We start from the raw sequence: 15,715 nt of genomic DNA, 5'->3' as shown, positions 1-15,715 counted from the left end.
ATAAATATATTGATTTGTATATAGTTATGGTTTTATTGTGTTTATGTTTTTTGCTGTCTATTTGTTGTTTTTTATTGATTTTAGTGAGCTGCTTTCGTCGTGGAAATTTGTTTTTCAACTGGAAAGAAGTATGTGACGAATATACTTAAATATTCATCCATAAGATAGCGCGTGTCAAAAAATATTTGGATATTTTTTGCAGCTAAGAATTTACAGATGAGGTCTGACGAAGCTGCAGTTCTTGTAGTGTTGTACTTGTGGATCCTTCAAATTTTGTGATGGGTTTTATAAAGGAAAAAGCCCGGGGGAAGATTTTATTGAGAAGTGGCCCTTCCATTTTTCTTGATCGAATCCTGGGTTGTTTTTGTGATACATTTGATAATGACAAAATGTCTTTCTTTAAAAGAACTGCATTTGCTCGGTGCATGATTGAAAGAGGGATTTTACCACAGTTTCGATATCTTTTTATTATTTATTTTTTTATTCAGAATTTACTTTAAAAAAGCGATTTTTGTAACATATAATTTTTTACCGATGTAGGATTTTAAAATCGAAAGGAAGATATGGAAGAACTGGAAATGCAGGTAAGTCAAATAGAACAATTGATAGCAAATGAAGACTTTGTTGGGCTGGAGGAATTCCTAAATGAATTGAATATTTCTGAAGTAGAGGAGCTGATTGATGAACTGCCTGAACATGGTCCACTCTTTATCGAATCCTTAAATTTAAATCGTGCGGTAAACGTTTTTCGTATCCTGGATTTTCCTACTCAAAATCGAATTTTTAAAAGACTTTCTAAGGCTAAAATAAGTGCATTAATTAATGAATTACCTCCTGATGATCGGACCTCTTTTTTCTCCGAAATGAAGGATGATATTAAGCATTTAATATTACTATTACCGCCTAAAGATCGGGTTGAGGCGCTCGCATTATTGGGATATCCTGAAGATAGTGTTGGACGGTTAATGACGCCAGATTATATTACGGTAAAAGCACACTGGAGTATCGAAAGAATATTAGGGCATATCCGTCGATATGGGAAAGATTCTGAGACCATAGACGTGCTTTATGTCATAGATTCAAATGGTAAACTGATCGATGATATTCGTATTAAAGATGTTTTGATGGCGGAGCCCGAAACAATTGTAGGGGACCTTATTGATTACCGCTTGATTTCCCTGAATGCTTATGATCCGCAGGAGGAAGCCATTAATATTTTCCGGATGAACAATAGGGTTGCGCTTCCGGTTGTGGACGGGCAGGGGGTGATGCTTGGGATCGTTACCGTGGATGATATCTTATGGTTGGCCAATGAAGAGTATACGGAGGATATGCAGCGTATTGGAGGGACTGAGGCGTTGGATGAACCCTATTTGGATGTTTCTATTAAAAACCTCGTGAAAAAGCGGGCTGGCTGGTTGATTGTTTTATTTCTGGGACAGTTGTTGACTGCGACGGTCATTGAGCATTTCGAAGAGCAGATGGCAAGTGCCATCATGTTATTCGCTTTGATGCCGGTCATTATTTCCAGTGGTGGCAATAGTGGCTCACAGGCTTCGACATTGATCATCCAGGCGATGGCATTGGGTGAGGTGACTCTTTCGGATTGGTGGCGTGTTATGCGCAGGGAGATATTGTCCGGTCTGCTGCTTGGGCTTATTTTGGGTGCATTAGGCTTTTTGAGGATTATGGCCTGGCAGTCATTTGCGCATACCTATGGTGAATATTGGGTATTGGTCGCTTTAGTGATTTCATTATCCTTGATCGGTGTTGTTCTGTGGGGGTCGCTTATGGGTTCGATGTTACCCTTTGTGATGAAAAGATTGGGAGCGGATCCGGCGAGCTCATCGGCACCATTTGTATCCACGTTAGTTGATGTTACAGGTCTTCTCATTTATTTCACGGTGGCGACACTCATCCTGAAAGGGGTGTTGCTCTAAGGTCCGTTTGATTTGATTCGTTGGGAGCAATCGCTAAAGGTGTCTTTTTATGTGGCAGTAAAACCTGGATTATGCTGTTTGAATTGCTTGAAGGAGGTTTTTGCCCATGATTCCATAAAAGAAAAATAAATTATTCTTGTTGGATTTTAGGAAGTTGTAAAAAATGTGTTCAAAAAATTTGTAGTATTCTAATAATCTTCCGATACTTGCATCACGGAAACGCGATAGAGTCTCCCGAAAAATTGAAAAAATACTCCTGAATAGCTCAGCAGGTTAGAGCATCTGACTGTTAATCAGAGGGTCGCTGGTTCGAGCCCAGCTTCAGGAGCAATTAGAAACTTACATAACCGGAGTTTTTAAAGTATTTAGTTTTTCATTCCTGAATAGCTCAGCCGGTTAGAGCATCTGACTGTTAATCAGAGGGTCGCTGGTTCGAGCCCAGCTTCAGGAGCAANNAAATTCCTGAATAGCTCAGCAGGTTAGAGCATCTGACTGTTAATCAGAGGGTCGCTGGTTCGAGCCCAGCTTCAGGAGCAATATTGAAACCGGCTTTATGCCGGTTTTTTTGTTTACCATGCTTATTAAAAAACTATGAGTTTAGTAATTATTGGTACGGTGGCTTTTGATACAATTGAAACACCGTTCGGTAAAACTGACAAAATTCTAGGTGGTGCCGGTACCTTCGCGGGTATAGCGGCATCCTATTTATGTGATCAGATCAAATTGGTCAGTGTTGTTGGAGAAGACTTTGGAAGCTCCAATCTTGCACTTATAAAAGATCATGGTATCGATGTTTCAGGTGTTCAGATAGTTCCGGGGGGACAAACATTTTCTTGGTCCGGAAGATATCACAATGACATGAATAGCCGCGACACGTTGGCGACTGACTTAAATGTACTGGCAGATTTCGACCCGATTATTCCTGATAGTTATCAGGACTGTGAGTATCTTCTGCTCGGGAATCTAACACCTCAGGTGCAGTTAACGACGTTGGCCCGTCTAAACAGGAAACCAAAACTAGTGGTGCTGGATACGATGAATTATTGGATGAATGTTGCCTTGGACGATTTAAAGAAAGTTCTCCAAAAGGTTGATGTCTTGACGATCAATGACGCTGAGGCTAGACAACTATCAGGTGAATATTCTCTGGTCAAAGCCGCAGAAGTTATTTTGGCAATGGGGCCAAAATATTTAATCATCAAAAAAGGCGAACATGGTGCATTGCTTTTTGGTGAAAATCAGATTTTTTCTGCGCCAGCACTACCTCTAGCCGATGTATTTGACCCTACAGGAGCAGGAGATTCTTTTGCAGGTGGTTTTATCGGCTATCTTGCCAAAGTGAAAAGCATCAACTTTAACAACATGAAAAACGCGTTGATTTTTGGGTCTGTATTGGCTTCCTTTTGTGTAGAGAAGTTTGGGACAGATCGTCTCGTAGAGCTCACCGATGGAGACATACAGAAGCGTCTGAATGCCTTTGTTGCGCTGTCACAGTTTAGTCTATAAGTTCTAATTAGCCTTTCAAGATTCCAATAACCTCGAATTTAGAAAATACAGTATCTGAATGAGGAGCATCTATGAGCTCCTCAGTTAGATCTTGGCCTGCCCAATGTTCATAGTGCAAGCCATTTTTCCAAAGCCTACTATCACTCACATCATAGATATAACTATTATAAGCCACCCAAATTTGCGGCTTATCTTGTCCATTTCGCAATGCGAGCTGGCTCTTACTATATTCGGGTAATCCTTCTTTTTCCATCACAATCTGTAAGAAGGCGAAGATAGAAAAAACTAGGCGACTTTATAAGCTGATAGTGACCGTTTCATTAATTTCCGTGCCACATGTATTCTTGTCTTTACAGTTCCGATAGGGATGTTTAAATGTTCTGATATCTCATGGTATTTAAATCCTTCGAAATAGAGGGAAAAGGGGACGTAGTATTCTTCTGAAAGATTAGACAGGGCTTCGTGAATATCCTCCATGACAAACTTACTTTCTCCTTGGTTGCTTGAAGCGGATATTAATAGATTTGAATTGGAGATATCCTCATCCTTTGTAATAAAGGAGTTCGTTTTTACAATCCGTCTATAGTTATTTATAAACGTATTTTTCATGATGGTATAGAGCCATCCTTTTAGGTTAGTGCCCTCTTTAAAATTTTTGAAATAGGTTACAGCTTTGAGGATGGTGTCCTGTACAAGATCATTTGCATCTTCATAGTCGCTGGTAAAATTTCTGGCGTAGAGTTTTAGTGAGTCCGATTGCTCAATAACCATGCTGTCAAATTCATTCTTTGTCATAGCTTAATGAATTATAACTGTTCTTTTTAGAAAACAGTAAGTTTATAAATGCGGTTCGTTAAGTATGAGGCAAATAATGCGCCAAAATCCTTAAAAAATGGATTTCTTAATGTAATTTTAAGATTATTTTAAGGCATGCAATCGTGTGCGTGTATTAACCCTAAGTAAATAAGACGGGCTTTAGTTGATGTTGAGATGAAATAGAGGCTATATTATTGTTCTTTTAAGTTTCTAAGCGATACAAATATTTTTTTTGATTCTTTACAATAAATTAACTTCGCGCTCGAGCGTAATGCCAAATTTGTCTTGTACATCTTTAATAATCTGGACAGAAAGGTTGTAAATTTCCTGACCGCTAGCATGTTGTCTATTTATTAGTACAAGCGCCTGATTTTTCCAGACACCAGCTTGACCATAATCTTTTCCTTTCCAGCCGCATTGTTCTATTAACCATCCGGCGGCCAGTTTTGTTTGTTGGTCGGGCATCGGATAATGTGGGATCGCTGGATAAAGTGCCAATAACCTTTCAAAATTATCCGCAGCGATTACAGGGTTTTTAAAAAAGCTTCCAGCGTTGCCAACTGTGCTTGGGTCCGGTAGTTTTTCCACACGAATTTTTGATACTATGGTTGCGATATCAGCGATGGATGGTTGAGTTATATTTTCTTTTACGAGTTCAGCTTCAATGGCACCGTAGCTTGTATTTATTTTAGGTGTAAGACTTAGTTTATAGGTTACCTCCGTAATAATAAAGCGGCCCTTGTACTCCGTTTTAAAAATACTGTCGCGGTAGGAAAAATTGCAGTCTTCCTTTTTGAATGTTTTAAATGTGCCCAGTTTGGTGTCAAAAGCTTCGCAGGTATGAAAAACATACATTAATTCGGCCCCATAAGCACCGATATTTTGTACGGGCGATGCACCTACAGTTCCGGGAATAAGAGCCATGTTCTCTATTCCTGCATAATTTTGCCTGATGCAATGCCAAACAAAGTCATTCCAAATCTCCCCGGCTTTTGCGGTGACATATACATGATCCGATTCAATTTTGGCCTGTATACCTTTGCTGGCCATTCGGATAATATACCCATCAAACGGTTTGGTGAATAAAACATTGCTTCCCGCGCCAAGAACAAAAAAGTTTTTGTTGAAAAGCCCTTGTTTAAAAATTTCGGTCAATGTCTCGTTATCATTCACTTCGATCAAGAAATTTGTCTTTTCTTCTATTCCAAATGTATTGAAAGGTTTCAAAGAGATATTCGATTGAATGTTTAATTCCATATTGACTTTAGTTTTCAAAAATTCAAAAAAATCCGCTATCTTTAGCATGATAATCGGTAAAGATAGTATAAACCGTTTATTTAACGATAAAAAATATAAGTTTAATGGGTAACGCAGATGTAAAAAGGATCAAAATTCTAGAAGCTGCAACAAGGCGCTTTGCACACTTTGGAATGGCTAAAACGACAATGTCGGAGATTGCTAAGGATCTTAATTTTTCAAAGGCACTGCTTTATTATTATTTTCCCGACAAGAACAGCCTGTATTCTGCTGTTTTTGAGTATGTTATCGATAAGATGATTGAGGAGATCGAAACAGTTATCGACAAAGGTGGAAATTTTGAAGAAATCATGATGTACTCCATTGATATGCGTGTCAAGGCAATCAATCAATATTACAATTTGTTTGAATACACCATGAAGATGGTCAAAGAACTTCCGGATGAATTGGAACAAGTATTCAAAGAATCTTATCTGCGGGAGGTTGAAATCATTGAAAAAATTCTGAAGATTGGAATAGACGCCCAGGAGATCCAGGTAGATGATCTCAACGAGACTGCCCGTATTTTATTGTATTCGTTATTTGGTATGCGAATGGGGATCTTGAAAGATATGAAAAATATGCTCTTCCCCACGAAAGAAGAATTTGATCATATCCTCAGTTTACAGAAGAAAATGATGAAAATCTTCTTAAATGGTTTGCGGTATCAACAGCGTTAAATCGGCATTGTTTGTATATGTTCGATGATCTGCCTGGCGTGGATACGTGAATTTTCAATAAACCAAAGGTGGGTATTTAATCCACCACAGACAACCCCTGCTAAGTATAGGCCTTTTATGTTTGTTTCCATTGTCTGCTCATTGTGGCAAGGGATGCAAGGAGCTTGTTCTGGGATGTCAACTCCTATTTTGCGTAGAAAGTCAAAATTTGGCCGATATCCGGTCAGCGCAAGTACAAAATCATTTTCGATCTCCAGGATGCCTGTCGGTGTTTGAATGATGGCGCTTGTTTCGGTAACCGCTGTTAATTCACTGTTGTAAAGTACATCAATTTCTCCCGCAGCAATTCTATTTTCGATATCCGGCTTTACCCAATACTTGACTCTTGGGCTGATTTCATTGCTCCGAATGACCAATGTTACCTGAGCACCTTTTCGAAATGTTTCCAGGGCAGCGTCTATGGATGAATTGCTTGCTCCAACAACAATTACTTTCTGTCCGCTGTAGTAATGCGGATCATTGTAATAGTGTCGTACTTTACCAAGTTCTTCTCCGGGGATATTGAGTAGCATAGGGATGTCATAGAAACCCGTAGCAATAATGACTTTTTTTGTCGTGTAATTGCGTTTATTGGTTTTGACGTTAAAATAAGCAGGATCTTTTTTTGTAATATCCAATACTTCTTCAAACAGGTGGGTATCTAGTTCAAATTTTTGCTGGATACGTCTGTAATATTCCAGCGCTTCGATTCTTCGGGGTTTTGGATTGGTGGTCACAAAGGGAATGTCCCCAATCTCCAGTCGCTCAGAAGAAGAAAAAAAGGTCATATTTTGCGGATAGTTATAGAGCGAATTGACTAAACATCCTTTTTCCAGAATAAGATAGTTGAGATTGGCCTGTTTTGCTTCCAGGGCACAGGCGAGACCGATGGGGCCTCCGCCAACAATAATGATGTCATAGGAGGCTGTTATATGTTCACTCATAATGTAAATTTCGTGAATTTTTGAGATAAATTAGCTTGCCAGTTTAGATAATTCCGTTGCTTGTTCGGCGGCACTTTTATCATGGAGATCCCGAACAATCTTATTTAAGTCCTGGGCAATCTTGTATAGGAATTCCAATTGCTCTTCCAATAGTTTTCCGTCAGCAGAATTGATGTCGCTATTGTCGAAGCGATGATTCGATATTTCGATTTCCATGGGCGAAAATACGCTACTGGAATCTGATGAATAAAGCAATTGAATAGATTGGTCCAGGCTATTTAATATTTTCCGTATGGTCCGAACATGGTCTTTGTTGAGGTAGTTATTGTCCATTTCATCCAGATGGTTCATCAGTGTAACAGAAAAGGAGGCCAGAATATGGTTGAATATGACAAACTTATTGACCTCTTTGCTGTATTTTTGCCTTTTTTTTGGTTCAGTCAGCATACGTTGAAAAGTGGAACCCATATTTGCGGTTTCGACATAAACGGCTTTTCTTGCTAACTTGTAATCTGTAATCGATGGCGCCTGGCCTGCAATTTCCTTTAATGCCTGAAAGATATAATTATAATTGGCGATCAAAAGCTTGCGCATGGATTCCTTCACTTGCATGCTTTCCCAATTCGGGAAAATAATATAGCTGGAGAGGAAGGCGATCATTCCCCCAATAAATGTGTCCAAGATCCTTTCTTTGGTTACTTCTAGCGTATTGGAACTGATAAAACTGAACATGATCAATACATAAGGCGTCATGAAAAGTACAGCAACGACATAATTGACTCTAAATAAGCTGTATGCTGTCAGGAAGAAAAACACCAGCAGTACAAATAGTATGGTTGGATCATGTATCGTCAATAGGATGCCGGCTCCGATCAATCCACCGATGGTCGTTCCGATAAGGCGTTGTATATTACGTTCTTTCGTAAGGCCAAAACCGGGTTTTAGTATAACCATGATCGTCAGCAGTATCCAGTAGACATTGTTGGTGATATTGGTTGTCTCAAAAACGTAGTAGGTGACCGACATCACGATTGCCATGCGGCAGGCATGTCTAAAAATTGTCGATTTTAAGGTCAGGTTTTCACGGAATTTCTTCAGGTCGATGGCTGAACTTTGTACGAAACGTTTGGCGTCATCAATTTCTTTCTTTTTGACGTCGTCAGGTTGCAGGTGAGAATAGCCGTAGATATTTTTTATACGACGGACCAGGTCACGTAAATTGATCAGTACTTTACGCAGGGCAAAGGTGCTGTATTGATTTTCTTTGTCAAGCTGGTCGATTTTAGCATGGAGACGTGTGAGGTCTGCATCGAAATCATAGAGGGGTTTGGGCTGAATATTCGTGTTGAGCTGGTAGGCCAAATTGTCGAGTTCGTTCGTGTATTTTAAAATAACGTTCTTGAAGTCCTCTAGGATACCCGTTGGGCCGAAACGTTCGCTAATCGTATTGTAATCATAGTGCGCAGCCATACTTTGCTCAAATAGATCGACGATATCGTTAAAGATCAAGGTGAGATACCGCCCTACTTTTGTGGTGTCTTTAATTGATCTTTTGCTCTGAAACAGCAGGTCTCTGACGTTTTCCTGATGTTGGTTCACTTCAACCTGTTTGTCAATCAATTTCAGGTAATTTTTGTCATTATCAATTTTCGCATCGTAAAAATTAGCTTTCAATCGAATATAATCGGCAACATAACGGATGGTTTCTGCAAGTTCCTGTTCGGCTAAACGATAGGGGCGTACCTGTGTAATAGAAAGACTGATCGCAATATACCAGAGTCCACCAAGGGTGTAAAAACCCAGATAACTGATGGCTTGATCCAAGGGATAGTGCGTCTGCACGTGGATTAGCATCATCAATATGCACATTAGGCCAACATTGGCTGCCCGGCTATTGAATACGGCAAACATGGCAAAGATAAAGCAGGCGATTCCGATGAAAATGGCAAGGAGATATACATTTTGATTGACAATATTAGTCAGGATAAATGTCAGGGTGGTCAGTATGGCCCCGGCAAACATACCTTTTCGTCTATGGCTTGGTGCTCCGGGCGTATCGGATAGCCCGACCAAAAGGGCGCCCAGGGATACAATGGTTCCATTGGTAAACTGGCCTATGGTGGCAAAAATGAGGACAGGTACAATGCATCCGATGGTAATTCGCAGTCCATCCGCAAAATATTGACTATAGAAAAAACTTTTTATTTCTTGTGTCTGTTTCATAATGTATAGCACAAATATACGAGATAAGGCTATATTAGCCTGAGGTTTCCCTGCTTGTTGCGATAATATACCAAAAACGAAAAATTACGAATTTTCATTAATATCTTTATAATATTTTGATGTTTTTTTTGATTAATTTATATTTTTTTATTTGTTTAAATATAATATTGCTATATTTGGTGCGTAGGGTAATTTCAGATAATACAGAAAATCAAGAGTCGCCTAAACTCTCTTGACCATTTTTCAAAGATTTAAATATGAAGCAAAGTAAAAATGAAGCCGTCTTTCAGGACGAGGTATTGACACGCTTTGAGCTTTTTAAAAGTTTGTTTTTAACATTGCCATTCCAACGTGTTAAGGATACAGGTACTTTATTGCCATTTTTTGCAAAGCAATGTGAGAAGGGGGTTGACCAACATTTAACTCCAGATGAGATTATAAAGAGTTTTTTTGATCAGCATGAAGAGTTTTCTTCGGAAGAACAGCGTATTGATTTATTGTTTCGTTTTGTGCAGTATATAGAACGCCAGGTGGTATTGTTTGATGCGATAGAGGATTCATCATTTCAAATGGTGGGCCGCGGCGACGATGAAAATGTATTGGGTGCATTGATCAAAAATGCCGAAGGCAATGGTGACATGCGACGCAAAATCGTTTCCAAATTAAAGGATTTCTCCGTTCGTCTGGTACTGACAGCACACCCTACTCAATTTTATCCAGGGCCAGTACTGGGGATTATCAATGATTTGATTGATGCGATAAAGACTAATGATCTTCATAGCATACATTTATTACTGCAACAGCTTGGCAAGACGCCATTCATCAATAAAAATAAGCCAACACCGGTAGATGAAGCTGCCAGTTTAGCCTGGTTTCTGGAAAATGTATTTTATAAAGTCGCTTCAGAGATCCAGTCTTTTATTGACGATGAATTGGATGTCGATACGGAGGAAGTAAAACAACTGATCGAATTGGGCTTTTGGCCAGGAGGAGACCGTGACGGAAATCCAAATGTCAGCGTTGAAAGCACCAAGAAGGTGGCGGCTTTATTGCGTACTATTTTGTTTAGATGTTATTACCGCGATTTCCGTATTGTACGACGCCGCATTACATTCAGAGGGGTCGAAGAGTATATGGAGAACTTGCAGACCTTGTTTTACGACAATAGCTTTAATCCTGTTGAAAACCCCGCAGATGAAACGGATAACATTATTACGAACTTAAAAGCTATTAAAAATGTTCTGGAAGAATATCACAATGGTCTTTTTGTTGAGATTGTCGATGACTTGCTTCGTAAGGTAATGACATTCGGTTGTTTTTTCACGACTTTAGATATTAGACAGGATAGCCGTATCCTACGTGAAGCAACAAATTATTTGATTCAACAAAATCAGGAGGCCACCGGCGTTCCATTGAATTATTTGGAACTGAATGAAGCGGATAAACAAAAGGCGTTGAAGTTTAAGGAATTGGATCTAAGTGTAGGTGATGATGCCGATCCATTGACAAAAGACACCTCTGGCGTAATCAAATTGCTTAAGGAGATCCAACGTTCGGGGTCTGAGCGCGCTGCACAGCGTTTTATTATTAGTAATTGCCAGCAAGCAAGTGATATCCTTGGATTGCGTCAGTTGTTTTTGTGGTCTGGCTGGAAGAAAGATGCATTAACAATTGACTTTGTACCACTATTCGAAACAGTGGATGATCTGACCAGAGCTGCTGATGTCATGAAAACGCTATATAGTAATAAAGAATATAAGGCGCATCTGAAACGCAGAGGAAACAAGCAGACCATTATGCTGGGCTATTCGGATAGCACAAAAGACGGAGGATATCTGATGGCAAACTGGTCAATCTATAGAGCGAAAATAGAGTTGACGGCCATCTCGCGTGAATATGATATTGATCTTGTCTTTTTTGACGGCCGTGGTGGACCTCCGGCACGTGGAGGAGGTAAAACACAACGTTTTTATGCTTCCATGGGTAAGGAAATTGCTAATGATCATATTCAATTAACGATACAGGGACAGACGATCAGTAGCCAATATGGCTCGTTGGATACGGCTCGATTTAATATCGAGCAGCTCCTACATGCCGGTATTATCTCTGATTTAAAACAACGGGTAGGGGATACGCTGACCAAACATCAGCAAGAAATTATTGATAAATTGGCCGAATTGAGCCATCATAAATTTATGGATCTTCGTACCAATAAGTTGTTCTTGCCTTATCTGGAAACGATGTCTCCGTTGAAAGCACTTTCATCCATCAATATTTCAAGTCGTCCCGTGAAAAGGAATTCGGGACGTGAGTTGCGTCTTGAGGATTTACGGGCGATCAGTTTTGTGACTTCGTGGAGCCAGCTGAAGCAAAATATCCCTGGATTTTATGGGGTAGGGACTGCTTTGCAATGGGCCGAGAAAAATAATCTATGGAAAGACGTGCAGCAGCTGTATGTTTCTTCGGGCTTCTTCCAGACTTTGATTGACAATTGTATGATGTCCATGACCAAATCTAATTTTGATATCACAGCTTATATGAAGGACGATAAGGTGTATGGTGAATTTTGGAAAAATCTTCACGCGGAATACCAGATTACCAAAGAGTATTTGTTAAAACTCAGCGGAACATCTAAATTGATGGAGAACTACCCCGTCGATCGTGAGTCAATTTTGGCGCGAGAAAGCATCGTATTGCCTTTGTTGGTGATCCAACATTATGCGATTCGTGCACTCAATTCGGATAAATTAGATGAGGCACAGCGTGAGGATTATTCAAAACTGATCGCACGCACAATATTCGGTGTGATTAATGCGGGAAGAAATGTTGCTTAATTTTTGCTTCTTTTCGCTGATTAGGTTTCGAAGAATGTATATTTTATCTACTTTTGTATAATTAACAAAATTGATATGAAGATTAATAAGTTATTTATTGTAGCTGCTTGTGCGAGTACTTTATTTGCGTCTTGTGGTGAAACAGCTGCAAATAGACAGCGTCAATATGCCAATGCATCTTTAGCAGATGGCGATGCCTTTGCCATGATTAAATTCGTTGGTGAGGAAGGAAACTATTTAGTAAATCTTGCTGATGTGGCTGCAAAGCAATCCGCATCAACAGAGGTGAAGAATGTAGCAGCTAAAATTAAAGAAGCTTACGCGACTGTATTGCCCGAGTTGGATGGTTTGGCAAAAGAACTGCATGTAGGTGATGCACAACGTGGTGTGCCTGCTTTTCAAACTCCGGCGTCAATCGGATCAGATAGCACTGCGGCATTCAATGATAAAGCGTTTTTAGCATTGGTATTGGAAAAACAAGGTGAGATCAATAGCAGATTGTCTCACGAAGAACATAACACCAACAAAGAGGTTATTCATATTTCGGAAGAATCTTTGAAGAAAGTTGAAGAAATCTATAAATTGGCTGGTGGTAAAGTTGAAGGGCACGGTCATCACTAAGTAGCGACTATATAAGAAGAAAAAGGAATATTTACTCCGGTGAATATTCCTTTTTTTATGCGATTGTTTCCTTGTCATTCCCTGTAGATAAATGATTGGTCTATACCAATTGCAAATAAGACCGCTCTGAAAACGATAGAACTGCACGGAGATCTTTACTGGGATTTTCAAAAGATTTCTGAGTCTCATTTTAAACGCTGTAATTCAATATGGAGTTTATTTTTCGAGGTGGGAATAGATCCGGTTTTCCATTCATGCAGGAGAATCAAAAAAGAAATAATTTGTTGAGTTGTTAAATTAATAATAACTTAACATTACTATAATGCAGTTGTTAATAACTGTGTTTATTTTAGCATGATTTAATCAAATAATATATAAGAAACAACATAACGTGAGATACGCTGCTATAGATATAGGCTCCAATGCGGTCCGTCTTTTGATCGCTGATATCATTGGCCAAAAGGATCAATACAATTTTAAAAAAAATACGCTTTTACGTGTTCCTTTACGTCTGGGCGATGATGCATTTATTCAACAGGAAATTTCTCCCCGAAAGGCGGAGAGCTTGATAAAAACAATGAAAGCATTTCGTGAATTGATGGATGTTTATCAAGTGGAAGACTATATGGCTTGTGCAACGTCTGCGATGCGTGATGCCAAAAATGGTCCGGATATTGTTGCGGAAATTAAGAAAAATGGGATCAATATAGATATTATCGAGGGGGCTAAGGAAGCTGAGATTATCTACAATAGCCATTGGGATAATAAGATGGAAAAAGATAAAGTATATCTTTATATTGATGTAGGTGGTGGTAGCACTGAATTGTCTTTATTTGCGAATGGTGTTCTGGTAAATTCCAGGTCCTTTAATCTAGGTACGATACGTATTTTGGATAATCAGGATAAAACAGAGACCTGGGACGAGCTCAAAGAGTGGGTCCGGAGCAATACGCATATGTATAAACAGGTCATTGGGATCGGAACAGGAGGCAACATCAATAAATTGGCCCGGTTGTCTGATGAAAAAGTTGATAAGCCATTATCATACGCCAAATTAAAAGCTGTTTATGAGCATTTGGCTTCATTTTCTTTAAAAGAACGTATTATTTTATTGGGACTCAACGAAGATAGAGCTGACGTCATCATACCTGCAAGTGAGATTTTTCTGACGATTATGAAGCATGGCAGGCTAAAACAGATCATTGTACCCCGTGTTGGATTGGTTGACGGAGTAATTAGAACCTTGATCAATAGGAATTTAGTGAAATAAAGCATTAAAAAGCATTTTTCGCCTTGCAAAAGAAGGAAAAATATTTATTTTTGTGATACCAAAGGCGAATATGAGCCCAGGTGGCGAAATTGGTAGACGCACCATCTTGAGGGGGTGGCGCTCGTATGGGCGTGGCAGTTCGAATCTGCTCCTGGGCACTTAAAAAAGGCCAAATCTTAATTAAAGATTTGGCCTTTTTTCTATTTCAACGATCCCATCTTTTTTAAAAGAAGAGATTGGATCAAGCATAAGATTGAACTTATGAATTGCTATTTCTCACTGATTTCTTTCAGTATTTGTAATGCTTTTGGCCATGTTTCGTCAAAGTAATCCAAATACTCTTCATTGGTGTCCACATCGATCTTTAATAGGGTTTTACTGCCAAGATCCTCAAAGGTGTAATTTTCAAACGAACCGGCCCAGTCTTCGACTGCGGGTCCTTCGGTAATCTCTTTGCCTTTGTCTAATATACCGTAATGACGAATGGATATGTATTTATTTGGAATATGATCGGCTATCTCTGCAACCATACCTTCTTTTTCACCATCTTTATTAATGCCTATAAAATAAATCTTGGCACCCTTTTCCCAGCTACCTTCAAAGTCAGAAGTTGGATTGAAAGCAGCCGTCCACTTTTTATAGGTTTCTTTATCGAGCATGGTTTTAAATACATGATCGACCGGCGCGTCGATGGTGATCTGATAATTCATTTTCTTCATATTCTTATTGTTTAGGAAAGTTAGGATCTGCTTTTACCTCTGCAATCTGTTTGGTATGTCGAGCACAATGTGCGGCAATAAACATTAAACCTTGGTAACCGTCGACGACGCCTGTCGGGTAATCGTTGATATGACTGCGCAGGTCTTTTGCATCCGCTTTCGTAATGTAATCGATCACTGGTTGTCGCGCAGCACGAAAATCAGCCAATGCCGTTTTTGAATCTTTGTATATACCGGTTGGTTGAAGTTCTTTTGGAGCCTGAAATTTATGGCTTCGATCTGTAATTGTCGTTTTTAGATTGTCGTCGGTCATTTGCACCTCGCTCTTTCTTTCGGGCTGTGGCGCCTTGGTCAATGCGGCCTTTGCCATGTCAAATATCATTCGTTCAGATAGTACAATATGTTCCAGGCATTGGCTGATTGACCATTTGTCCGGAGCAGATTTAAATTGTAACTGAGCTTCACTGAGTCCTGAAACTTGTTTTTCGAGTTCGTTCGTCGTCTCATTGAAGTACTGCAATAGGGAATCTGTGCCCTCTTGCTCTTTTGTGCGTGTAGTTTGCTCAATTGCTTCAATAGCATCGTGCTGACTTGCTGCTTGCCTTGGAACTGGGGTTGATGAAAGGAGTACTGCGCTAAAGCCGGCAATCGCTATCATATTCATAATCTTGTACATGTTTATAATTTTTTTAATTGTTAAACGTCACTTTCTTTTTACAATTATAATTCATTTTTGTTTTTTTATTCTTTTCATAAGGCAAGAAATAGGATAGGATGTATGCCTTTAAAGACTGCCTTTTTTACGATAGTAAATCTAAAAATGCTTA

At 39.3% G+C, this 15,715-nt stretch carries 13 protein-coding genes and 4 tRNA genes; 10 read left to right on the top strand and 7 right to left on the bottom strand.

Features of this window, described 5'->3' with window-relative positions; genetic code table 11:
- Positions 1-563 precede the first annotated feature (563 nt).
- The 5 genes from mgtE (at position 564) to B4G94_RS10450 (ending at position 3,446) form a co-directional block, all read left to right on the top strand.
- Entirely contained in the window at positions 564-1,940 is a 1,377-nt protein-coding gene (mgtE, locus tag B4G94_RS10470) for a magnesium transporter (protein WP_108632991.1), read from the top strand.
- A gap of 254 nt (positions 1,941-2,194) precedes the next feature.
- Positions 2,195-2,268: transfer RNA gene (locus B4G94_RS10465), tRNA-Asn, on the top strand.
- A gap of 49 nt (positions 2,269-2,317) precedes the next feature.
- Positions 2,318-2,391: transfer RNA gene (locus tag B4G94_RS10460), tRNA-Asn, on the top strand.
- A 9-nt stretch (positions 2,392-2,400) separates the two neighbouring features.
- Positions 2,401-2,474 (top strand) — tRNA-Asn (locus B4G94_RS10455).
- A gap of 57 nt (positions 2,475-2,531) precedes the next feature.
- Positions 2,532-3,446 (top strand): PfkB family carbohydrate kinase, encoded by a 915-nt coding sequence (locus B4G94_RS10450; protein WP_108632992.1) that lies wholly within the window; start codon positions 2,532-2,534, stop codon positions 3,444-3,446.
- A gap of 7 nt (positions 3,447-3,453) precedes the next feature.
- On the opposite strand, the gene B4G94_RS10445 is transcribed toward B4G94_RS10450, so the two are convergent.
- The 3 genes from B4G94_RS10445 to murB form a co-directional block, all read right to left on the bottom strand.
- Positions 3,454-3,699: a cytochrome b5 domain-containing protein gene (locus B4G94_RS10445; RefSeq protein WP_206531790.1), complete on the bottom strand. Its 246-nt coding sequence runs from the start codon at positions 3,697-3,699 to the stop codon at positions 3,454-3,456.
- Positions 3,700-3,731: 32 nt separating this feature from the next.
- Positions 3,732-4,241: an RNA polymerase sigma factor gene (locus B4G94_RS10440; RefSeq protein WP_108632994.1), complete on the bottom strand. Its 510-nt coding sequence runs from the start codon at positions 4,239-4,241 to the stop codon at positions 3,732-3,734.
- A 261-nt stretch (positions 4,242-4,502) separates the two neighbouring features.
- Positions 4,503-5,519, bottom strand: a complete 1,017-nt coding sequence (gene murB / locus B4G94_RS10435; RefSeq protein ID WP_165308309.1) for a UDP-N-acetylmuramate dehydrogenase — start codon at positions 5,517-5,519, stop codon at positions 4,503-4,505.
- Positions 5,520-5,623: 104 nt separating this feature from the next.
- On the opposite strand from murB, the gene B4G94_RS10430 reads away from it, so the two are divergent.
- The gene (locus B4G94_RS10430) at positions 5,624-6,238 is read left to right on the top strand and encodes a TetR/AcrR family transcriptional regulator (RefSeq protein WP_108632995.1); all 615 of its coding nucleotides are present in this window, start codon (positions 5,624-5,626) and stop codon (positions 6,236-6,238) included.
- On the opposite strand, the gene B4G94_RS10425 is transcribed toward B4G94_RS10430, so the two are convergent.
- Both B4G94_RS10425 and B4G94_RS10420 read right to left on the bottom strand, forming a co-directional pair.
- A complete protein-coding gene (locus B4G94_RS10425) occupies positions 6,235-7,221 on the bottom strand; it encodes a YpdA family putative bacillithiol disulfide reductase (RefSeq protein WP_286858744.1) in 987 nt (328 codons plus the stop codon). The two genes, B4G94_RS10430 and B4G94_RS10425, sit on opposite strands and share 4 nt — an antisense overlap.
- Positions 7,222-7,251: 30 nt before the next feature.
- Positions 7,252-9,444: an FUSC family protein gene (locus B4G94_RS10420; protein WP_241254789.1), complete on the bottom strand. Its 2,193-nt coding sequence runs from the start codon at positions 9,442-9,444 to the stop codon at positions 7,252-7,254.
- 257 nt (positions 9,445-9,701) lie between these two features.
- Here B4G94_RS10420 and B4G94_RS10415 point away from each other — a divergent pair, with 257 nt between their 5' ends.
- The 4 genes from B4G94_RS10415 (at position 9,702) to B4G94_RS10400 (ending at position 14,327) form a co-directional block, all read left to right on the top strand.
- A complete protein-coding gene (locus B4G94_RS10415; RefSeq protein ID WP_108632997.1) occupies positions 9,702-12,278 on the top strand; it encodes a phosphoenolpyruvate carboxylase in 2,577 nt (858 codons plus the stop codon).
- A 75-nt stretch (positions 12,279-12,353) separates the two neighbouring features.
- Positions 12,354-12,899, top strand: coding sequence for a hypothetical protein (locus B4G94_RS10410; RefSeq protein WP_108632998.1), 546 nt, complete (start codon positions 12,354-12,356; stop codon positions 12,897-12,899).
- A gap of 391 nt (positions 12,900-13,290) precedes the next feature.
- Positions 13,291-14,169: an exopolyphosphatase gene (locus B4G94_RS10405; protein WP_108632999.1), complete on the top strand. Its 879-nt coding sequence runs from the start codon at positions 13,291-13,293 to the stop codon at positions 14,167-14,169.
- Positions 14,170-14,243: 74 nt separating this feature from the next.
- A tRNA-Leu gene (locus B4G94_RS10400) sits at positions 14,244-14,327 on the top strand.
- A 111-nt stretch (positions 14,328-14,438) separates the two neighbouring features.
- Here B4G94_RS10400 and B4G94_RS10395 read toward each other — a convergent pair.
- Positions 14,439-14,888, bottom strand: a complete 450-nt coding sequence (locus B4G94_RS10395; protein ID WP_165308305.1) for an SRPBCC family protein — start codon at positions 14,886-14,888, stop codon at positions 14,439-14,441.
- Positions 14,889-14,892: 4 nt separating this feature from the next.
- Positions 14,893-15,564 (bottom strand): DinB family protein, encoded by a 672-nt coding sequence (locus tag B4G94_RS10390; protein WP_286858738.1) that lies wholly within the window; start codon positions 15,562-15,564, stop codon positions 14,893-14,895.
- Positions 15,565-15,715 lie beyond the last annotated feature (151 nt).

It is taken from the genome of Sphingobacterium sp. UBA7625 (assembly GCF_002484085.1).
Classification (GTDB): Bacteria; Bacteroidota; Bacteroidia; order Sphingobacteriales; family Sphingobacteriaceae; genus Sphingobacterium; species Sphingobacterium athyrii.
The sequence above is the reverse complement of the archived record's forward strand: the minus strand, read 5'-3'. Positions and strand labels throughout refer to the sequence as shown.